21 protein-coding genes are annotated in these 20997 nt (G+C 65.6%); 11 read left to right on the top strand and 10 right to left on the bottom strand.

Going from position 1 to position 20997, the window contains the following annotated elements:
• Both A5658_RS04515 and A5658_RS04510 read left to right on the top strand, forming a co-directional pair.
• Positions 1–816 (top strand): C40 family peptidase (locus A5658_RS04515; protein ID WP_197503040.1); only part of this gene is annotated, 816 nt, incomplete at its 5' end.
• Positions 813–1349: a hypothetical protein gene (locus A5658_RS04510; protein ID WP_067331593.1), complete on the top strand. Its 537-nt coding sequence runs from the start codon at positions 813–815 to the stop codon at positions 1347–1349. The genes A5658_RS04515 and A5658_RS04510, both read left to right, overlap by 4 nt.
• Before the next feature lie 25 nt (positions 1350–1374).
• Here A5658_RS04510 and A5658_RS04505 read toward each other — a convergent pair whose 3' ends face one another.
• Positions 1375–2076 carry a type 1 glutamine amidotransferase domain-containing protein gene (locus tag A5658_RS04505; RefSeq protein ID WP_067331591.1) on the bottom strand — a complete coding sequence of 234 codons (702 nt, stop codon included), beginning with the start codon at positions 2074–2076 and terminating at the stop codon, positions 1375–1377.
• Positions 2077–2299: 223 nt separating this feature from the next.
• Here A5658_RS04505 and A5658_RS04500 point away from each other — a divergent pair, with 223 nt between their 5' ends.
• Entirely contained in the window at positions 2300–3058 is a 759-nt protein-coding gene (locus tag A5658_RS04500; protein WP_082992942.1) for a thioesterase family protein, read from the top strand.
• Between the two features lie 51 nt (positions 3059–3109).
• Here the strand turns inward: A5658_RS04500 and A5658_RS04495 are convergent, their stop codons facing one another.
• Positions 3110–3700, bottom strand: coding sequence for an MPT63 family protein (locus A5658_RS04495; protein ID WP_067331645.1), 591 nt, complete (start codon positions 3698–3700; stop codon positions 3110–3112).
• Between the two features lie 271 nt (positions 3701–3971).
• Here A5658_RS04495 and A5658_RS27905 point away from each other — a divergent pair, with 271 nt between their 5' ends.
• Complete coding sequence (locus A5658_RS27905) at positions 3972–4115, top strand: hypothetical protein (protein ID WP_156751254.1); 144 nt, start codon at positions 3972–3974, stop codon at positions 4113–4115.
• Positions 4116–4121: 6 nt separating this feature from the next.
• Here A5658_RS27905 and A5658_RS04490 read toward each other — a convergent pair whose 3' ends face one another.
• The 5 genes from A5658_RS04490 to A5658_RS04470 all read right to left on the bottom strand — a co-directional run bounded on the left by A5658_RS04490 (position 4122) and on the right by A5658_RS04470 (position 9419).
• Positions 4122–4544, bottom strand: a complete 423-nt coding sequence (locus tag A5658_RS04490) for a lipoprotein LpqH (RefSeq protein ID WP_197503039.1) — start codon at positions 4542–4544, stop codon at positions 4122–4124.
• Positions 4545–4631: 87 nt separating this feature from the next.
• A complete protein-coding gene (locus A5658_RS04485) occupies positions 4632–5471 on the bottom strand; it encodes an SDR family oxidoreductase (RefSeq protein ID WP_067331584.1) in 840 nt (279 codons plus the stop codon).
• Positions 5472–5615: 144 nt separating this feature from the next.
• Entirely contained in the window at positions 5616–6938 is a 1323-nt protein-coding gene (locus A5658_RS04480) for a TetR/AcrR family transcriptional regulator (RefSeq protein ID WP_067331582.1), read from the bottom strand.
• 238 nt (positions 6939–7176) lie between these two features.
• A complete protein-coding gene (locus A5658_RS04475) occupies positions 7177–8265 on the bottom strand; it encodes an acyl-CoA dehydrogenase family protein (protein WP_067331580.1) in 1089 nt (362 codons plus the stop codon).
• Positions 8262–9419 (bottom strand): acyl-CoA dehydrogenase family protein, encoded by a 1158-nt coding sequence (locus A5658_RS04470; protein WP_067331578.1) that lies wholly within the window; start codon positions 9417–9419, stop codon positions 8262–8264. Before A5658_RS04470 ends, A5658_RS04475 begins: the two co-directional genes overlap by 4 nt.
• A 186-nt stretch (positions 9420–9605) precedes the next feature.
• Here A5658_RS04470 and A5658_RS04465 point away from each other — a divergent pair, with 186 nt between their 5' ends.
• From A5658_RS04465 to A5658_RS04455, 3 genes are all read left to right on the top strand, one after another.
• A complete protein-coding gene (locus A5658_RS04465) occupies positions 9606–11090 on the top strand; it encodes an aldehyde dehydrogenase family protein (protein WP_067331576.1) in 1485 nt (494 codons plus the stop codon).
• A gap of 141 nt (positions 11091–11231) precedes the next feature.
• The gene (locus A5658_RS04460; RefSeq protein WP_067331641.1) at positions 11232–12698 is read left to right on the top strand and encodes an adenylate/guanylate cyclase domain-containing protein; all 1467 of its coding nucleotides are present in this window, start codon (positions 11232–11234) and stop codon (positions 12696–12698) included.
• A 2-nt stretch (positions 12699–12700) separates the two neighbouring features.
• A complete protein-coding gene (locus A5658_RS04455) occupies positions 12701–13342 on the top strand; it encodes a maleylpyruvate isomerase family mycothiol-dependent enzyme (RefSeq protein WP_082992941.1) in 642 nt (213 codons plus the stop codon).
• A gap of 23 nt (positions 13343–13365) precedes the next feature.
• Here A5658_RS04455 and A5658_RS04450 read toward each other — a convergent pair whose 3' ends face one another.
• A complete protein-coding gene (locus A5658_RS04450) occupies positions 13366–14478 on the bottom strand; it encodes an NDMA-dependent alcohol dehydrogenase (protein WP_067331639.1) in 1113 nt (370 codons plus the stop codon).
• A gap of 132 nt (positions 14479–14610) precedes the next feature.
• Here A5658_RS04450 and A5658_RS04445 point away from each other — a divergent pair, with 132 nt between their 5' ends.
• Entirely contained in the window at positions 14611–15690 is a 1080-nt protein-coding gene (locus A5658_RS04445) for a phosphotransferase family protein (protein WP_067331573.1), read from the top strand.
• On the opposite strand, the gene A5658_RS04440 is transcribed toward A5658_RS04445, so the two are convergent.
• Complete coding sequence (locus tag A5658_RS04440; protein WP_067331572.1) at positions 15669–16490, bottom strand: mycofactocin-coupled SDR family oxidoreductase; 822 nt, start codon at positions 16488–16490, stop codon at positions 15669–15671. The two genes, A5658_RS04445 and A5658_RS04440, sit on opposite strands and share 22 nt — an antisense overlap.
• A gap of 41 nt (positions 16491–16531) precedes the next feature.
• A complete protein-coding gene (locus A5658_RS04435) occupies positions 16532–17698 on the bottom strand; it encodes an acyl-CoA dehydrogenase family protein (RefSeq protein ID WP_067331570.1) in 1167 nt (388 codons plus the stop codon).
• Positions 17699–17841: 143 nt separating this feature from the next.
• Here A5658_RS04435 and fabG point away from each other — a divergent pair, with 143 nt between their 5' ends.
• Genes fabG through A5658_RS04420 form a run of 3 tightly spaced genes read left to right on the top strand, consistent with a single transcriptional unit; the run spans position 17842 to position 20989 of the window.
• Positions 17842–18582 (top strand): 3-oxoacyl-ACP reductase FabG, encoded by a 741-nt coding sequence (gene fabG, locus A5658_RS04430; protein ID WP_067331569.1) that lies wholly within the window; start codon positions 17842–17844, stop codon positions 18580–18582.
• Positions 18579–19799, top strand: a complete 1221-nt coding sequence (locus tag A5658_RS04425) for an acetyl-CoA C-acetyltransferase (protein ID WP_067331566.1) — start codon at positions 18579–18581, stop codon at positions 19797–19799. The genes fabG and A5658_RS04425 overlap by 4 nt, the downstream gene beginning before the upstream one ends.
• Positions 19796–20989 (top strand): CoA transferase, encoded by a 1194-nt coding sequence (locus A5658_RS04420; protein ID WP_067331565.1) that lies wholly within the window; start codon positions 19796–19798, stop codon positions 20987–20989. The genes A5658_RS04425 and A5658_RS04420 overlap by 4 nt, the downstream gene beginning before the upstream one ends.
• Positions 20990–20997: the final 8 nt, after the last annotated feature.

The raw sequence follows: 20997 nt of genomic DNA, 5'->3' as shown, positions 1-20997 counted from the left end.
AAGGCCAAGGCCCACACCACCGACCACGAACTGGCCACCGCGATGCGGGCCGCGGTCGGTGACGCCAAGCTCGACCAGAACGGGCGCGAGATACCCCAAGCGCCACCGCCGGGAGACGGCAAGACGACACCCGCCGACCAGTTGCCGTTGGCGACGAAGGGCGGCCATCAACCATTTCCTACCGAGGCGACGAAAGACAACAACTCACCCGACGTCAGCCATCACCTGTCGGACAACCTCCACCCTTCACCCCTGCTGGCCGGACTGAGCGCCGACCAGTGGCGCGAACGACTAGCGCACTTCCAGCCGGGTGATCCGCTGCCAGACCCGCGCACACCGACCGGCGACAAGGCGATTGATTCGCTGGCTAATGCTGTCGGACAACAGAATACGACGTATGCGTGGGGCGCGAACAAGTCCCCGGACGGACCGTCGAGAGGGCAGGGCGACTCCGGGCAGGGGGCGAACCAGAACCACGACTGGGACCGCTACGGCTACGACTGCGGCGGACTGGTCCGCTACTCCGTCCAGCAAGGTGCCGGGTTCGACGTTGGCCAGGGCACCAACGCCATTGACGGCAACCCGACGTTCACCCATCCCGGTGGCGGGATACCGAGCAGCGCCGTCATTGGAACAGCCAAGCCCGGCGATGTCCTCGTGTTTGGCGGGGCTAATCCCTACGCGGGCACAGGCACAGAACACACCGGCATCTACATCGGCAACGGCTACATGATCAACGCACCCGACTCCGGCAACCCGGTCAGGGTCGATCCGGTCACAGGACACGGACTCACCGATATTCTGAGGATGCCATGAAACTCGCTGTCGCCCTTGTCCCGATCATCACGCTGATGGCGTGCAGCTCGCCCAGCAATCCCGCGAAGGCAGAACCCCCCGTGAACCAGCAACAGATCGTCGACCGCTACACCCACGACATCTGGCCCGCGATCAGCGCCTATAACGCCGACCACTCCCAAGGCGGCCCAGCCGCCAAGCAGTTCTTCGACCTCGTCGAGCCGAACCTGGCCCTAGAGCCCTGGAATCAATTGCGGACTGCAGCACAGGGATTGGGCCGGCAGGGCGAATACGACGCCCAAGATCAGACAACTCATTCCAACGACGGTCTCAGCCTGGGAACCGTGGACGTTCAGTCCGCGGATCACTCCAACGCCACGCTGAACGTCTGCTATACCTACACCCACTCGTGGTACGTCAACGCTGACAACATCAACCGCGCGCCCGGAGCCTCGGACGCAACCGTCCAACTCGTCAACCTAAACAACACATGGTTTCTTCGGAGTATCAGCAACGACCACGTCGTGCCGGGCTGCCCGAATAGCCGAGCGTGACACTCGCGCGGCAATCCGACTGAGCCTAAGCGCCTTTGAAGATTTCCAGCATGCGGTTCCCAAGGACTGCGGCCGAGTGCGGGTTCTGCCCGGTGACAAGGTTGCGGTCCTCAACCATGTACGGCTCCCATATCGGGCCGCGGCTGAAGTTGACGCCGACCTTCTCCTTCAGATCAGTCTCCAGCAGCCAGGTCGCCTTGGGCGCTAGCCCGACGGCCTCCTCTTCCTCGTTGGTGAAGCACGTGACGTTGTACCCCTCGAAGGGTGAGACGCCGTGAATCCTGGTGGCTAGCATGGCGGCAGGAGCGTGACAGACGATAATCAGCGGGTTGCCTGAGGCGAGTTGGGCGGTCAACAGTCGTCCCACATCGGCGTCCCACGCCAGGTCGGCCATCGGGCCATGCCCACCGGGGAGGTAGACGCCGTCGTAGTCCTCCAGGCGGACGTCCGAAAGCTTAAGAGGCCGCCGCATCGCCTCCGCGGATCTGATGATGGCTTCCAGGCGTAGGGCGCCGTCGATGCCGCCCGCCATCTCGGGGCGCAAGCTCATCATGTCGACAGTCGGAATCACGCCATCGGGCGTCGCGACTACCACCTCGTGGCCGGCTTCCGTGAGGATCTCGTACGGGTTGGCAAACTCCTCGGCCCAGTATCCGGTGGCGTACCTGCTGCCGTCCTTCAACACCCAATACGCGGCTCCGCTCACGATGAAAAGTACTTTCGCCATGAGTGAAGCTCCTCCGTGATTTGTTGGGCTCAGTCGAAGAGTTTCCACCTCGAACTTTGGCATGCATCGTGCTTAGGCGCACGGGAACGGTTCTTCTGTACTGGTGAAACCCTGTGCGATACCAGTCCCTCCGCCCGCACCAATAGCGGACCAGCCCGCTCCCTAACATGAGCGGGTGGACGCATTTTTCACCGCCGACGGCGACTTCTATGTGCCCGGCGAGATGACCCGCGGGCCGTGGGGCCTGACGATGGGTGGACAAATCGTCGGCGGGCTGCTCGGCTGGGCACTGGACAGTCATGGCGGCGACGAGCTGCAACCCGCTCGATTGACGGTCGACCTGCTGCGTCCCGTGCCGATCGAGCCCGTGACAATCGAGACGTCGATTCAGCGCGAGGGCCGACGCATCAAACTCGTCGACGCCGCAATGTGTCAGCAGGGCCGCGTCGTGGCACGCGCCAGCGCGCTCTTCCTCCGTCGCAGCACCGCCCCAGAAGGCGAAGTGTGGTCGGGACCCGTGACGATGCCACCGCTGCCCACTGACGTCGGCGCTCCCGACACCGATGTGCCGTTCGAAATATGGACCTACAACTCCGAGTCAGACACCGGCAGTTCGGGAATGCCACCGCCGGAATGGGAAAAGCCCGGTGTGCAGAAATTCGCGTGGGGCCGTTTGTTCCGCCCGATGGTGGCGGGCCACCCGCTCACGCCGTTCACTCGCGCGGCTTTTGCCGGGGACATCATAAGCTCGTTAACGCACTGGGGCACCACGGGTTTGCGTTATATCAATGCCGATTACACGGTGGCGATCAGCCGCCTGCCCGAAGGGCAGTACATCGGGCTTGCCGCCCAGAGCTACTACGGCACCGCCGGGGTGGGGTCGGGCTCGGCGACGATGTTCGACAGCACCGGCCCGATCGGTACGGGCACCGCGCTGGCGCTCGGTCAGCCGCCCGGTGCTTTCCAGCCAACCCATCGTTAGCAAAGTCTCCCTCCGCCACCGGAGTGGCGAAGGGAGACAATTCAATTCGACTTAGGTCGCTGTTGCCGGCGCGGGAGGCGCACCCGGCGCGGGACTGGTGTTGTCCGGCTCCGTGGGATTCATGCCCGGCGTCACCGTGCCCGGCCCGTTAGGCGTCGAGGTCCCCGGCACGTTCGAGGTCCACATCAGGACGTCCTGCATGCCGTCGTTGTAGACGACGCCGTTGGGTGGTGCACCCGTCGCGTCGAAGTACAGCGTGCCCTTCGCTTCGCTGCCCTGCGGGATGGGTGCCGGGTTGAGGCCGTTCGGCACCTCGACATTGTCGATCAGCTTGTAGGTCTGACCGTTGGGGCCTCGGGCACTGAAGTCGCGTACCAGAGGTGTGACGACGCCGCCGTCGGAGCGCACAACGATGTCAGCCTGGTAGAGCTTCCCCTTCGGCGTGTAGCCGGGGATCGTGACGGTACTCGGCTGCAGGTTGTTCACCGTGTAATTGGTGATCATCGGTCCGTCGATCAAGGGTTCGCTGGTGCCGAATCCTTGAATATTCGGCGCGGCCGAAGCGCTTCCCGCAGTGGTCAGGCTGATGGCAGCAATACCCGCGGCACCGATAGCGGTCTTCATGGTCGTCGTCATCTTCACGATGGGCTCCTTCTTCGTTCCCTGTCGTTTGAGCGTGAATGCATCATTGGGGTGCACACCGCTGAGTGCGAATAGCCAGGGGCCAGAGAATTCAAACGTCGCGCGATCCCGTTAACGCGGGCCCCGGCCCGGTGAGCTGCGTAAACAACGCGTTATCTCAATACGGGCAAACGTAAATCAAGCAACTTTCGCAACAGGAGCACCAATTGAAATTGCCATCGCGGGCGTCAAATTGCTAATCCCCGCGACCCGCACTGGCACCATTGACGGTATGAACGCCGCGATCGTGGTGCTGCTGATCTTGTTGGCTACCGGTGTCGTCGTCGCTCCGCTTTTGCGTTTACGTGCATGGCTGAAGAATTCGCCGCCTGCGCGAGAGTTTCAGCCGCCGTCTCCTGACGACGAACCGGAATAACGTCGTTCAGCACCCCACCTCGACGGAGAACGGCTTCGTCACCGAGACGCGTGGATCGTTGAGTTGAGTCCCGACGGCGTTGCCCGTGATCGTGTAGACGTCCTTGACGACACGGATCTTCGCATCGCCGGCGCCGCCGTTGGAGACACCGTAAAAGCCGGCGAAATTGTCGAAGTGGACCGACTCCACCGTGGGCTTGTCCGAATCCAGCCGGAGCAGCACCTTCACATTGGCCGGGGCCGCGCTGATGTTCGCAGTCAGTAGCCAGTTCACCTGGTTGCAGGTGATCGCGTGCGAGGTGCGGCTGTTGTTGTCGACGGTGATGTGCGCGGTCTTCTGCGTCGCTTTGTCGTCCCGCGTGAAGCAACCCGAACACGACGCCGCTACCAGTGCGGCGCCCACCGCTGCGGTGATAAGCCGTTGCCCCACCGGGCACCTCCCAACGCGCGCAGGTGTAGTTGGCCCACTTGTTCTACCAGCCTGCGTGCGTCCTCGGGAGTAAACGTGCGTCATGGACTAGCCCAGCGAGATGCGGCCCATGAGCAAGTCGATGATCGGCTTGCCGGCGGCGAAGGTGCCGGTGTTTGACGAGCTGACGTGTCCGTAGTCGACCAATAGGGTCACGCCGTTGATCCCGGCGGCCGCATCGCTGTTGAGGAACGCCATCACATTGCCCATCTGCTCGGGCGTGTGCGTCGCGGTGCCGGTGGCCTCGCGGTAGTCCTGCGCGAACGAGAGCCACAGGTCGGCATTGGCGCGGGCCAGCGGGGTGTCGGTCGGTCCTGGGCAGATCGCGTTGATCCGAATTCCCTTGGCCAGGAAGGGGAATGCGTGCGTAGCGACATAGGCGTTGATCGCTTGCTTGCTCGTGCCGTAGTGGCCGAAGTTGTCCGACTCGTGGGCCTTGGACCAGGCATCGGCCGACTCGAAGTCCGGTGTGGCCAAGAACTCCTGAAGCCGTGGCAGATCGGTCTCCCAGCCAATGCCCGCAACCGAGGAGATGAAGCAGATGGCCCCACCGCGGCCCAGTTGGCCGTTGTTGATCAGCGTGTCGATCACGTGCCGGTGCCCGATGAAGTTGATCTTCATCAGGTCTGGACCATCGGCGATACCTGCGGCGGAGAACAGTGCGTCAACCTTGCCCACCTGTTCGAGCGCGCTGTTGATCGACGCTGGGTCTCGAAGGTCGACCTGAATTCCGCGGCCGAGCCCGGCCTCGACCGGGGCGTAGTCCAAATTGATCACCTCGGCTCCGAGCTCGCCCACGATCTTGGCGGCGGCTGCGCCCATGCCGGTGGCACCTCCGACCACGAGTGCCTTCTTGCCGTCGTAGCGGAACTGATCGATAGCGGTCATGTAGATCCTCTCTTGGGGTGCCAACAGTAAGCCTTGCGATGACCTTATGCAGGCCTGATCTCAGGCACAAGGACAGGTCGATGAAGTCTCCGCAAGTAGGCGAGGGCGAACCCCCTCCGCCAGGGGGATCTAAAACTCTGGTCGTCAGATTTGGGTGGAAATGTCGCGCTCGGCGGCGCCGCGCACCAGGGTGTCACGCGCGTTGACCAGTGCGGCGTCCTTACCTTGAGCCCGTACGATGTTCTCCGGCACCCACAGGGCGTCCATCACGTAGCGCGCCAGCATCGACAGCGACTGCGCGCCCTCGATGCGAATGTCGCCGGACTCGATCCCGTCGGACAACAACGTCCGCAGTTGCCGCAGTCGCATGGGGAACGCCAAGCCCGGGTTGGGGGTATCTGGCGGCGACTGGCGCATCCACGCGAGCTGGATCTTCCACTCGTCGGGGAACTGGTCGAGTGCGTTGATGTTCACCCAACTCAAGGCGTCCAGCTTCTCCATCGGCGTTGCATCCGTGCAGCGCATGACGCTGGCGAATCCGTCGCCGACCTTCTGGCCGAACGACTCCATGATCGAGGCGAGCAGTTCGTCCTTGGAGCCGATCACCCGGTACACCGTGCCGGTGCCCAGCCCCGCTGCGGCGGCGATGTCGCGGATTGTGGTGACCTCGTAGCCTTTCCTGCCGAACTCGGCGCGCGCCACGGCACGAACGTGCGCCGCCTTGTCGTTGTCATCGGACTCGTCCTCGGTCCACGTCTTGATGGCCGCCTCGGCGGCGGCGAACGCGCTGGAGTTGTTCAACTCCCGATCGCTGTAATCCCGACTAGCCAAGCCGTGCAACATGATTCGACACATCACTACCGCGGTCTGGTCTGGCGCACCGGTGTGTCTGATGATGTCGAGCCCGACGTGCATCATGGTCTGGCAGATGCGGTCGGCCAGCGTGGGAAGGTCGATGTCGGATCGGATGAAGCCGCTCCACCGGCCCGCACGCAAGGTCTGCAGCATCGCTTGCTGGACGGCGGTCGGTGGGTTCTGCAGCAAGTCGACCAGTTCGGGATTGGCGCTGGGCGCCTCGTAAAACGACATCTGCAGGGCGGCGCGGTGTTGCACCGCGCAGCGGGCGATCGCGGATCCCAACTCGACGATTTTGTCGGCGACGGAACGCGAGTCCGCTTGGTCCAATTGCTCGTGGGCGATTTCGCCGATCCGGTCCAAGTCGGCGTAATACCGTCGGACCAGTTCGACGAGGATCGCTTCCTTCGATTCGAAGTGGTGGTAAAGGCTTCCCGGCAAGATGCCGGCCGCATCGGCGATCTCTTGCAGCGACGTCCGCAGGCCCGATGAGGCGATCAATGACGCAGCGGTGTGCAGGATTTCGGTACGACGAGTCCCGTCGTCGTAAGCGCCTCCGCGCTCTGCCTTGGCGGCAGTGTGTTTGGCGCTGCCCCGTCCCCGCGGCGTCACGCGGGAGCGTCCGGCATTGTCGGGCCGGGCAGGCGAATCGGCATCGGCCAAGTCTAGGCGTGCGTGGTCCCGTGTTGCTGCAGCCTCGGATGGTTGCTGAAGCCCCACGACACCTCCACAGCTCCCACCTGCATTCGGGCGAGAACGCTGACCCAACATTTGGTTTTCAACGCTACCAGGTTGCGACCCGGCAATTGTGCAGGTTGAACGGTATTCGCGCGGGCCGTCAGGGGAGTGGTCAGCGCAGAACAGAATCGGCGAACTGCACGCCGAGTTGCACGAGGTAGCGGTCGGAGCCGCCGAGGAACGCGCTCCACGTGAGCAGGCGCTTGAGATACAGGTGGGCGTCGTGCTCCCAGGTGTAGCCGATTCCGCCGAACACCTGGATGGCCATGTCGCCGACTTCGGCGAGCCGGCCGGCGAACGCCTTCGTCCGCACCGCTGAGGCATGGCGTTCGGCCCGGTCACCGGCGTCGGCGGCCCACAGCGCGTGGATCACGCCACTGCGGGCGAGCTCGACCGTTTCGTACATGTCGACGCACAGATGCTGGACGGCCTGGAACGCCCCGATCGGCTGACCGAATTGCCGTCGCACCTTGGCGTATTCGACGACGAGGTGCAAGATCGCCCGCGCTGCGCCGAGTGCGTCGGCGGCCCAGGCGATCGTCACGTCGTCGACCAAGGCCTCGTAAGCTTCCGGCGCGGCGGTACCCAGTCGTTGCGCGGGGGCGTCTTCGAGCGTCACCCGAAACCGCTTGCGCGTCTGATCGATTCCCGCCTGCGGCGTGCTGTCGAGCCCGGGGGCCGACGTCTGCACCGCGAAAAGGGCTGTGCCGTCGGCATCGTCGGCCACGACGAGCAACACGTCGGCGGCGCCGACGTCCCACACGCTGTCGATCTCGCCACGCGCAACGCCGTCGACCACGTTCGGTCGCGGTCCGTCCAGCGGGCCGACCGTGGCGATCGTCGAGCCATCGGCGATTCCGGCGAGTAGCCGAGCGGCCGGGTCGTTGGCTACCCCGAACCGGGTCAGGGCGCGGGTCGCCGCGACAGCGCTCGACAGCCACGGGCCAGGGTGCAGCCCGGCGCCGAGCTCTTCGGCGACGACGCCGGCCTCGACCATCGTCATGCCGGCGCCGTCGTATTCCGGCGGCACGAGCAGGCCGGTGGCCCCCAGCTCGGCCAGCCCGCGCCACACTGTGTCGGTCGTACCGGTGTCGTCGTCGAGCATCGAGCGGACGTGCCCTGCGATCGAGGCCCGTTCGGTGAGAAACCTGCGCACGGTGTCGCGCAACGCGATCTGCTCGTCGGTCAGCTCGAGGTTCATGGGCGCGGCAACCCCAAAATGCGTTGGGCGGTGATGTTTTTGTTGATCTGCGTCGTCCCGCCCGCGATCGTCAGCGAGCGCGACGTCAGACGGTAGTCGGCCCAGCGGCGTCCGGCGGAATCCATCCCGACCAGATCGAAGGCCAATGCGGCGATGCCCTGCCCGACCTCGCCCCAGATCGTCTTGGCCAGGCTTGCCGACCCGAACGCGTCGCCGCCATGCATGATCGCCGAGATCGACCGCTGGCACAGCACCTCGAGATATTTGATGCGCAAGGCGATTTCGCCGAGGCGGCGCAGCGTCGTGCGCTCCTCGAGCACCGGTCGGCCGTCGATCGTGACGTCGGCGAGATCGGTGACGAGATCCTGCAGCCGGGTCTGCATTTCGGTGTAAAGGCGTGCGGCGCCGGCCCGTTCGTGACTCAGCGTGGTGGTCGCGATTGCCCAGCCGCCGTTCTCCGGGCCCAGCAGGGCGTCCACGGGCACCCGCACCTCGTTGAAGAACACTTCGGCGAAATCTGCCTCGCCGCTCATCGTGACAAGTGGTCGAACCTCGATGCCGGGCAACGACATGTCGACGATCAGACACGAGATGCCCTTGTGCTTCGGCGCGTCCGGGTCAGTGCGGACGTACAGCTGGCACCACTGGGCTCGGTGGCCCAGCGAGGTCCAGATCTTCTGGCCGCTGACGACGTAGAAGTCGCCATCGCGCACCGCGCGGGTGCGTAGCGAGGCGAGGTCGGATCCGGCTTCGGGTTCCGACATTCCCTGGCACCAGATGTCGTCGGCGCGCATCATCCGGGGGAGCAGCGTGCGCTTTTGCGCCTCGGTCCCGTGCTGCATGATCGCCGGCGCGATGTTGTTCATTCCGATCACGTTCAGGTGGACCGGCACCCGGGCGCGGGTGGTCTCCTCCGCGCACACCAACTGCTCGAGCACCCCTGCGCCGCGGCCGCCATACTCCTGTGGCCATGAGACCGCGGCCCATCCCGCGTCGGCCATCGTGGCGTTCCACGCCCGCAGCGTCTGGAACGCCGCCTCGTCTTTTCCCCGGCCGCGGTTGGCGGCGATGATGTCGTCGGTCAGGTTCGCGGACAGCCAAGCGCGCAATTCCTTGCGGACCTGTTCCACCTCTGGTGGGTACGAGAAATCCACGGTCCCTATTGACTCCGGCCTAATGGTTTCGGGCGATTGACGACGGGCAATGGCGAACTTTACGGTGGAACAGATATTTGGTCAACTGAATGTCTTGCCAACCGACTGCGTTCCGGTAAGGCTTCCCATAGTAATGTGCGTCACGGCGCTCTTTGCTCGCGTCCCCTCAACGAAAGCGCAACAAACATGACTGACACTGTAAAGGTCCGCTTCGAGCCGAAGATGATGATCGACGGCAAGTTGGTCGACGGCCAGGCGGGCACCTTCACTAACATCAACCCCGCCACCGAGGAGCCGCTCGGCGAGGTCGCCGACGCCTCGAAAGAGGACATGCATCGGGCCATCGACGCCGCCCGTCGCGCGTTCGACGAGACCGACTGGTCGACGAACAAGGAGCTGCGCAAGCGCTGTCTGCTGCAGTTGCACGAGGCGATCGAATCGGAGATCGACGAACTGCGCGAGGAGCTCATCCTCGAGGTTGGTGCTCCCCGCGCCATCACCTTCGGTCCGCAACTCGACGCGCCGTTGCAGGACGGCCTCAAGTACCCGGCGCGGCTGATCGACGAGTACGCCTGGGAGACCGACCTCGGCGATCGGGTGGTCAGCCTGACCGGTGCCAACACGGCGATCAAGCAATGGCGCGAGCCGGTCGGCGTGGTCGGGGCGATCGTGCCGTGGAATTTCCCGTTCGAGGTCACCATCAACAAGCTCGGCCAGGCGCTGGGGACCGGAAACACCGTGGTGCTCAAGCCTGCGCCGAACACCCCGTTCAACGCGACCCGGCTGGGCCGGCTGATCGCCGAGAAGACCGACATCCCCGCCGGTGTGGTCAACGTCGTCACCGCGTCGGATCACTTTGTGGGTGAAGAACTTACGCTGTCGCCCAAGGTCGACCTGATCTCGTTCACCGGCTCGACAGTGGTCGGCAAGCGGATCATGGAAAAGGGCGCGGCCACCATGAAGCGGCTATTCCTCGAGCTCGGTGGCAAATCGGCGACCATCGTGTTGGAGGACGCCGACTTCGGCTTGGCCTGCGCGATCGGCATCGCGCCCTGCATGCACGCGGGTCAGGGGTGCGCCAACCCGACTCGGATGCTCTTGCCGCGGTCGCGCTACGAGGAGGGTGTTGCGATCCTCAAGGGCATCTACGAAAACGTCACCTGCGGCGATCCGCAGGATCCCGGCACCCTATGCGGACCGGTGATCTCGCAGCGCCAGTTCGAGCGCGTGACGGGCTATATCCAGAAGGGTGTCGACGAGGGTGCCACCGCGCTGGTCGGCGGACCCGGCGCGGAGACCGGCTTCGACAAGGGATACTTCATCCGCCCAACGCTTTTCACCAACGTCGACAACAAAATGACGATCGCGCAGGAGGAGATCTTCGGTCCGGTGCTGTCGGTCATTCCATTCGACGACGAAGAAGACGCGATCCGGATCGCCAACGACAGCCCGTATGGGCTGGCAGGCAACGTGATGTCGGGATCGCTGGAGCACTCGCTGGCCGTCGCCCGGCGGATCAAGGCCGGTTTCATGAGTGCCAACGGCGGCGCACCGTACGGCGCCGACGTCCCGTTCGGCGGCTACAAGGAGAGCGGTATAGGCCGCCAGAACGGCATTGCCGGGTTCGACCAGTACACCGAGGTCAAATCCGTGGGATACCCGGTCGGCTGACCGAGTTTGCCTAGCCCGGCCTGTTCCCGGGCTAGGCGAACCGCCCGCCTCCTCCTCGCGCCGTTCCGGGACGCATCGTCAGCGGGCTACCTTTGTCCCGTGACCGATGCCGGACAAGCGCAACGCGCGACCGGCCGCAGGATGGCGATTCGCTATGCGGCCGGCCTCGCGTGCGGTCACCTGATCGGATGCGGCGACGCCGCGGCCATCGTCATCCCGCTGCACGGTCAGTACGCGGGCAAGGCGCAGGCGTACTTCGCGCCGATCAGCCTGATCACCGCGGCGATCATCGTCGCGCTGGGGACCGCGGCCGTGGCGGCCGGCGGTGTCGCGAATCTCGTTCCGGTGCTGCGTTGGTTCGTCGCGGGGCGACAACCGAATGCCGATCAGCGGCGGTCGGCCACCCGCCTGCTGACACGGCAGTCGATCCTGCTGGCAATCGTGTGGGCCGTCAGCGGTCTGAGCTACCTCGCAGTGAATCATGTTGGCATTGGCGCACTCTGGCTGCCCACTCTGTTGGCGGTCGTATTTGGTGGGAGCGCGTCAGCCAGCCTCAGCCTACTGCTCACCCAGCGATCCCTCCGGCCGATCATGGTGGCCGCCACCCAGGGGAGCGAGGGTCTGGTGGTTGCGCCCAGCGTGCTCACCCGGTTGGTCGGCATGTGGATGTTGGGAAGTGGCCTGCCCTGCCTGGCGATCGCCGGCCTGGTGCTGACCCGCTCCAACGGCTGGATCATTCAGAAGACCGGGTCGGTCGAGATGCCCATCCTGGTCGTGACGCTGGTCGCCATCCTGATCGGTCTGCCGGTGATGATCATGACCTCCCGGTCGATATCGGATCCCGTGCGCGAGGTCGTCGACGCGATGGCACAAGTCGAGCGAGGCAGCATCGACACCTTCGTCGGCGTGTACGAGAAGTCTGAAATCGGCCGTCTGCAAGTCGGATTCAATCGCATGGTCGCTGGGATCGGCGAACGCGACCGGTTGCGCGACCTCTTCGGCCGCCATGTCGGGGCCGACGTGGCCCGTCGCGCGATCGAGGAGGGCACCTCGCTTTCCGGTGACGTCCGTGAAGCGGCCATCCTCTTCATCGACCTGGTCGGCTCGACGACGTTGGCGGCGAGCAGGCCGCCGCAAGAGGTCGCCCAAGTCCTCAACGACTTCTTCCGCATCGTGGTCGGCGCGGTCGACGACCACCGCGGCCTGATCAACAAATTCCAGGGTGACGCCGCATTGGCCGTCTTCGGTGCGCCGCTGGCGCTGGACGATTCGGCGTGTGCCGCATTGGCCACCGCCCGACGGATCCGCGACCAACTGCACCGACTGCCGCACGTCGACTTCGGCATCGGCGTCTCGGCGGGGCCGGTGTTCGCCGGCAACATCGGCGCCGAAAACCGTTATGAATACACCGTTGTCGGCGATCCCGTGAACGAGGCGGCGCGACTGGCCGACTTGGCCAAGACGCTGAACCATCGAATCGTGTGCTCTTCCGCCGCGATAGAGCGCGCTGACGCGGCCGAGCGCCGGCATTGGGTATCGGACAGCGAAACCGTGCTGCGAGGCCGCACGGAATCGACACAGATCTGGACGCCGGCGGACGGGGATTAGTGGTGGCCGGTTCTACGGATCAGTTCGTGTTTGCGGCGGTGGCGGATCAGCGGCGTCAGTTTGCGAGCCTGATCGACGGCCTCGACGAGGCGCAGTTGGCGACACCGAGCCTATGCCAGGGTTGGGACGTCAAGACCGTCGCCGCTCATGTGGTGAGCACCGTGCTCGACGGGACCGCGGGCTTTCTGCGGATGGGGGTTCGGTGCGGGGGCCTGAGTCGAGGGATCGACGTACTGGCGCGGCGGCGGGCGCAGGCGCCGATCGCCGAGATCGTCGCCGCGCTGCATGAACACGCGGATCGTCCGATTACCTCACCGGTGTTCGGCCCGCGGGGTCCGCTGGCCGACATCCTGGTGCACACCGGTGACGTCCGGATTCCGCTCGGTCTGCCGTTCGAGCCCGATGTGCAGCGTGCGGCGACGGCGATGGATTTTCTCACCGCCGGCTGGCCGATCGGCTTCGTGCCGCTGGGTGGGCTGCGCGGAATTCGGTTGTCCGCCAACGATGTACCGCGGTCGTGGCGTCAGGGGCTGGAGGTCAACGGGCCGGTGGCCGCGCTGTTGATGAGCGTCTGCGGGCGCTCCGCGTCACTCGATGCCCTCGACGGGCCCGGGATGGGGCTCCTGCGTCGTCGATTGTGTTGAATCCAGCCGTGCCGTCGCCCCTGTCAATGGTCGTGGACTATGACGCCGCGGATATTGCGGCCCGCCAGCATGTCGTCGTAGCCCTCGTTGATGTCGTCGAGTTTGTACTCGGCGGTCACCGTCTCGTCGAGCAAGAGCTTGCCGTCGCGGTACAGGCTCAGCAGGCGATGAATATCGGCGCGCGGGTTGGCCTCGCCGTAAAGGCTGCCCAGCAGCCGCTTTTGAAACAGCGTGAACATCGCCATCGGCAGGGTCGGTGTCACGTCGGTGATCGATGCCAGCGCCGTCAGCACGACTGCCCCGCCCTTGCGGACGATGTCCAACGCCTCGCCGACCATGGGGCCCTCGGCAAGCCCAACCGTCAGCAACGCCGAATCGGCCATCACACCGCGCGTCAAGTCTCCGACCAGAGCGGTGGCTTCGGCCATCGACGTGGCGAAATGTGTTGCCCCGAACTGGAAAGCCTTGTCTCGCTTGTCTTCCGCGATGTCGACCACCACGATCTTCTCCGCGCCGGACAGTCGTGCGCCCTGGATGGCGCCGCTGCCGATACCGCCGCAGCCGATCACCACGACGGTGTCGCCGGGACTCACCTTGGCAGTGTTGACCGCTGACCCCCAGCCGGTAGTGACCCCGCAGCCAAGCAGGCAGGCACGCGAGAGTGGAACGTCATCGTCGATCTTGACGATCGAGCTGTCCGGCACCGTGCCGTATTGGGCGAACGTGCCCAAAAAGCATGCGGCGCCGACATCGCGGTCCCGGGAGCGGCGCCGAAACGTCCCGTCGAGCTGGGCGCCGCTCAGCAGCATCGCGCCCTGGTCGCACAGGTTCTGATGCCCGCTGGCACACCAACGGCACCGTCCGCATGCCGGAAGGAAGGACGCCACCACATGGTCGCCGACCTTCACGTCCCGCACCCCGGGGCCTACTTCTTGCACGACGCCGGCCCCCTCGTGGCCGCCGACGATGGGCAGCGGAACGGGAAGGTCGCCGCTGCGGACATGATGATCGGAGTGACAGAGCCCGGCGGCCTCGAACGACACCAGAACCTCGCCGTCCTGCGGGCCGTCGAGGTCTACCTCCTCGACGCTCCATTTCGCGTTGAACTCCCACAGAACCGCGGCATTCATCTTCATCGTGATCACCCCTGCAGCGAGATAAGTGCAGCGAGTTTAGGACGGCCCAAACGCGCGACGGGGAGTATTCGGATATTTGTGGGGCTGGAGCAACCCGACGGCGGTGCTTGCCGAATGCCTTACAGTAACCCCATGCCGATTCCGCGATACCCCGACGACGTCACCCCCGAGTGGCTCTCAGCCGTGTTGGGCGGCGACAAGCCGGTGGAGTTGTCGGCAGTGGACGTCACCGCCATCGGGACCGGCCAGACCGGAGCGACGTATCGGGTGTCGGTGACCTATGCCCGCCCGACTGCTCTGCCCGACACCTTCGTGATCAAACTGCCCGCGCAGGACGACACCGTGCGGGACCGGGTGACGATCGGATACCGCAGCGAATGCGGCTTCTACACCGGGGTCGTCGATCACGTGAAGGTGCCGACACCGCAGTGCTTCTACTGCGATATCAGCGACGATGCGATGGATTACGCGCTGCTCCTCGCGGATCAGGCGCCCGCCGCTCAGGGCGACCAGATCGCGGGCTGCGGTGAGCGCGAGGCGCGGTTGGCCGTCGCCGCACTGGCCGGCCTGCATGGGCCCAGTTGGTGCGATCCGGTCTGGCTGGACTTTCCGGGGATCGCGTTCGCTCGGCCCGACGCAGCGGCGGCGGGCGGTCTTGGCGAGGTCGCCCGGATGAGCGCCGAGATCACGCTCGACAAGCTCGGTGACCGGATGAGCGCCGCCGACCGGGAGACCTTCACCGCGACAATGGATTTGGTGTCACCGTGGCTGCTTGCCGAACCGGACCGATTCGCGCTGCTGCACGGCGACTACCGCCTCGACAACCTGTTGTTCTTTCCCGACGGTGGCGGCGTGACGGTGGTGGATTGGCAGACGCTCGGGGTCGGTCTGCCCTCCCGCGATCTGGCGTACTTCACCGCGACCAGCCTCAAGCCCGAGTTGCGCGCGTCGATCGAGCACGAGCTTGTCGACGAGTATCACCGGGCCCTCGTCGGTTACGGCGTCGGCGGGTATGACCGCGAAACCTGTTGGCGCGACTACCGACTCGGTGTGCCGCAGGCATTACTGATCTCGGCGTTGGGCTTCGCGTTCGCCGCTGCCACCGACCGTGGTGACGACATGGTGCTCACCATGTTGGCCCGTGGCTGCCAGGCGATCCGCGACCTGGGCACACTGGAACTGATCGCCGATCAGTACTGCGTCGAACCCTGATCGACAGGCACCGCCGCCGCGGTGACATAACGCGACTCGTCGCTGGCCAACCAGCACACCGCGTCGGCGATATCCTCCGGTTCGGCAACCCAATTGGGCAGAAACGGCGTGAGCGTGTTCGCCAGGTGTGGACTGGATTCGGTGAAGTTCGCTAAGGCGCCCGCCATGTCGCCGCCGCCCATTGCTGTGTTGACCGGACCGGGATGCACGCTGTTGACCCGGATCGAGTGGATGCCCAGTTCAGCGGCGAATGCGCGAGCCATCCCGGTCACCGCGTGCTTGCTGGCGGTGTAGTGGACCATGAACGGCTGGAACTTCATGCCGGCTGCGGAGCTGATCAAGATGACCGATCCGCCGCGTCCGCCGTCGATGATCTTCTGTGCGCCGGCCATCACGGTGTTCCATGTTCCGGTCACATTGACCTCCATGACGTCTCGGAACGATTCGGGCGTGATCTCGTTCCACGCCTGCGGGGCCGTGATGCCGGCGTTGGCGACGATGATGTCCAGCCGCCCGAGCGTCGCCACGCCGTCGTTCACCGCCTCGCACAGACCGTCAAAGTCACGAGTATCGGTGGCCGAAGCGATAATTTGACGGCCGGTGGCCTCGACGAGCCGAACGGTTTCGGCCAGATCCTCCGGTGTCGCCGAGTCGTAACGGACGCATGACGGGAGCTTCCCGGCGACGTCGACGGCGATGATGTCGGCGCCTTCGCGGGCCATCCGCACGGCGTGCGCGCGGCCCTGTCCCCGCGCCGCGCCGGTAATGAATGCCACCTTGCCCGTGAGGCGACCCGTCATGTGCGCTCCTTATCGTAAAGGCCACTGTAACGGGAACGATATCAGTGCTTGCGCCGCGCGGCCTTGACGAGGTTTCCGCCGATGATCAGCCGCTGGATTTCGCTGGTGCCTTCGTAGAGTCGCAGCAAGCGCACGTCGCGGTAGATGCGCTCCACCGGTACTTCGCGCATGTATCCGCTGCCGCCGTGGATCTGCACGGCGAGATCGGCGACCTTGCCTGCCATTTCGGTGCAGAACACCTTGGCCGCCGACGGGGCGATCCGGCGGTCCTCGTCGTTGAGCCACAGCCGGGCGGCGTCTCGAACGAGCGCCCGGCCGGCCATCACACCGGTCTGCTGGTCGGCGAGCATCGCCTGGACGAGTTGGAAGCTGCCGATCGGGTTGCCACCCTGAGTCGCGGTGGCCGCGTAGGCGACGGATTCGTCGAGTGCCCGCTGGGCGGCCCCGACCGCCAGCGCCGCGATGTGAATCCGCCCGCGGGCCAGCGAGGTCATCGCCGCCCGGTAACCGATGTCCTCGCTGCCGCCGACCAATGCCCCGTCCGGCACGCGGACGTCGGCGAAGCGAACATCGGCGGTCCAGGCGCCCTCCTGCCCCATTTTGGCGTCCTTGGGGCCGACGTCGACTCCGGCTGCGTCGGCCGGCACCAGGAAGACCGCGATGCCGGGCCCGTCGTCGTCGGCCGGGCGGGTCCGCGCGAAGACCACGAAGAGATCCGCGACCGGAGCATTGGTGATGAACCGTTTCTCCCCGGAGATCACCCAGTCCCCGTTGTCACGAATTGCCTTGGTGCGCAATCCCGCCGGGTTGGAGCCCGCGCCTGGTTCGGTCAATGCGAACGAGGCGACCTTGCCCGAAGCCAGGGCTTCGAGCCAGGTGGCCTTCTGCTCGTCGGTGCCGAACCCGACCAGTACCTGGCCCGCGATGCCGTTGTTGGTACCGAACATGGACCGAAGCGCCAGCGAGGTGTAGCCGAGTTCCATCGCGAGTTCGACGTCTTGGGTGATGTCGAGCCCGAGTCCACCCCATTCTTGAGGAATGGCGTAGCCGAACAGGCCCATGTCCTTGGCCTGGTTGCGTAGATCGTCCGGCACCCGATCGGTCGCGAGAATTTCCTGCTCGCGGGGCACGACGGAAGTGCGGACGAATTGGCGGGTCTGCGCCAGGATCTGCTGAAAGTCGTCGTCATCGACGGCAGCAGCGGGCATGAGTCAGCGCTCCTTCTCCGGGGGTGCGATGGCGGTCGACTGGGTTCGGGACCCCGCTGACCGCCGTATCGGGGCGATCATATATGAAATATGATGTTCGAATTGTCCCGCGTTCGGGGCGCAGACAGGAAGACGGTGATCGTGTGGCGTTGTTGAGCGGTAAGACCGCAGTCATCACTGGCGGAGCCCAGGGGCTGGGGTTGGCCATCGCGCAGCGGTTCGTGGACGAGGGCGCTCGGGTGGTGCTCGGCGACGTCAATCTCGAGGCGACGCAGGCCGCGGCGGCCAAGCTCGGCGGAGACGCCGTTGCCCTGGCGGTGCGCTGCGATGTCACGTCCAGCGACGACGTCGACGCGCTGATCGGTGCTGCGGTGGACGGATTCGGTGCGCTGGACATCATGATCAACAACGCCGGCATCACCCGCGACGCGACGATGCGCAAGATGACCGAGGACCAGTTCGACCAGGTGATCGCCGTGCATCTGAAGGGAACCTGGAACGGGCTGCGCAAGGCCGCGGCGGTCATGCGGGAGAACAAGAGCGGTGCGATCGTGAATATGTCGTCTATCTCCGGCAAGGTCGGCATGATCGGCCAGACCAACTATTCGGCAGCCAAGGCCGGCATCGTCGGGATGACCAAGGCGGCCTCCAAGGAACTCGCGCACCTCGGCGTTCGGGTCAACGCGATCCAGCCCGGGCTGATCAGGTCGGCGATGACCGAGGCTATGCCGCAACGGATTTGGGACGAGAAGCTGGCCGAGATACCGATGGGTCGGGCGGGCGAGCCCGACGAGGTCGCCAAGGTCGCGCTGTTCCTCGCCAGCGACCTGTCGTCTTACATGACCGGCACCGTTCTCGAGGTGACCGGCGGTCGGCACCTGTGAGCGCAGGGGAAGCGGTTATCTGCGAACCCGTCCGCACGCCGATCGGGCGCTACGGCGGGGTATTCAAGTCGCAGAGCGCCGTCGAACTCGGCGTCGCCGCGCTCACCGGGCTCCTCGACCGGACCGGCGTGCCGGCCGAGGCGGTGCAGGACGTCATCCTCGGCCACTGTTATCCCAACAGCGAAGCTCCGGCAATCGGGCGTGTCGTCGGGCTCGACTCGGGCCTGCCGGTGACCGTGCCCGGTATGCAGGTCGACCGCCGGTGCGGATCAGGTCTGCAGGCGGTCATCCAGGCGTGCCTGCAAATCCAGTCCGGCGACCACGATCTCGTGGTCGCCGGTGGCGCGGAGAGCATGAGCAACGTCGCGTTCTACTCCACCGACATGCGCTGGGGTGGCGCCCGCGGAGTGCAGATACACGACGGGTTGGCGCGCGGTCGGACCACCGCGGGCGGACGCCACTACCCGGTGCCCGGAGGGATGCTGGAGACCGCGGAAAACCTGCGCCGCCGATACAACATCTCGCGTCACGAGCAGGACGAACTCGCGGTCACGTCGCACCAGCGTGCGGTCGCCGCGCAGAAAAACGGCATTCTGGCCGACGAGATCATCCCGGTCACGGTGCGCACCCGTCGTGGCGAGGAGGTGATCGACACCGACGAGCACCCGCGGGCCGATACCACGGTCGAGTCGCTCAGCAAGCTCAAACCCGTTCTGCTCAAGGATGATCCGTACGCGACGGTGACCGCCGGCAACGCCAGCGGCCAGAACGACGCCGCATCCATGTGTTTGGTGACTACCCCGGAGCGGGCAGCGGAGCTCGGCCTCACGCCGTTGGTCCGGTTGGTGTCGTGGGCCAGCGCGGGCGTGGCACCCAGCATCATGGGAATCGGCCCGGTCCCGGCCACGGAGGCCGCGCTGGCCAAAGCGGGTTTGCAGTTGAGCGACATCGACCTGATCGAACTCAACGAGGCCTTTGCCGCGCAGGCACTTGCGGTCATGCGGGAGTGGGGCTTTGGCGCCGCCGACCTGGAACGCACGAACGTACACGGCTCGGGAATCTCGCTGGGCCACCCGGTCGGCGCGACCGGTGGCCGGATGCTGGCGACGTTGGCGCGCGAACTCACCCGGCGCCAGGCGCGTTACGGCCTGGAGACCATGTGCATCGGCGGTGGGCAAGGACTCGCCGCGATTTTCGAGCGAGTCGATTCGCAATGAACGCGCCGTTGGCCGGTCTCACCGTCATCGAGGTATCCAGCTTCGTCGCGGCGCCGCTGTGCGGAATGACGCTGAGTCAGCTGGGCGCCGAGGTGATCCGGGTCGACCCGATCGGCGGCGCATCGGACACCCAGCGGTGGCCTCTCGCCGCCGACGGTACGTCGATCTACTGGACCGGGCTCAACAAGGGAAAGCGTTCGGCCACCGTCGATTTCCGCTCCACCGAGGGACAGGAGCTGGTGCAGCGGTTGATCGTCGAGGGTGACGGCGTCGTGGTGACCAACGCGGCGGGGCTGTCCTGGCTGGCGTACGAGACGCTGGCTGCCAAGCGGCCCGACCTGATCCACCTTCAGGTGCTCGGCCGCCACGACGGCTCCACCGCCGTCGATTACACGGTCAACGCGGGGATCGGCTATCCGCTGGTGACCGGCCCGGTGGGTCACGCCGGACCGATCAACCACGTGCTGCCGGCCTGGGATGTGTGCTGCGGCCTCTACGCGGCGCTCGCGGTGGTCGCCGCGCTGCGGCGCCGCGACGAGACCGGCGACGGTGCACGGATCAGCGTTCCGCTGGAAGATGTCGCCCTGGCGACAGCGGGCAACCTCGGACTGCTCACCGAGCCCCAGGTGAACGGCACCGAGCGTGAGCGTCTGGGCAATGCGATCTACGGGCAGTACGGTCAGGACTTCACCTCCTCCGATGGCGTCGCATTCATGGTGGTGACGCTGACCAGACGTCACTTCCAGGATTTCGTCGAGGTAACCGGTTGCGGTGCAGCGGTTTCCGCGCTTGCCGAGTCGCTTGGCGCGGACTTCGCCGACGAGGGAGTGCGGTACCGCTACCGCGGTGTGCTCACTGGCCTGTTTGCGACGTGGTTCGCCGACCACACGGCCGACGAGATCACGCGGGCGCTGTCGGCGACCAGCGTGCTGTTCGAGCGCTACCGCACCTTTGCCGAGACCGCCGCCGACGAGCGGGTGACCGCGAATCCGTTGTTCTCCCGACTGCACCAGGACGGGCTGGGCGACTACTTGGCGCCCGGGCTGCCCACCGCTTTCGATGGCAGCCATTTCGCCGGTGGGCCCGCACCCAGGTTGGGCGGCGACACCGTCGACGTGCTCACCGCGGCATTGGGGTTGAGCCCGGCCGACATCGGCCGCCTGACCGACGCGAAGACGATCGCCCACTGACGAGGAGG

It is taken from the genome of Mycobacterium sp. 1245111.1 (assembly GCF_001673405.1).
Classification (GTDB): domain Bacteria; phylum Actinomycetota; class Actinomycetes; order Mycobacteriales; family Mycobacteriaceae; genus Mycobacterium.
This window is presented reverse-complemented; position numbering and strand designations above follow the sequence as displayed.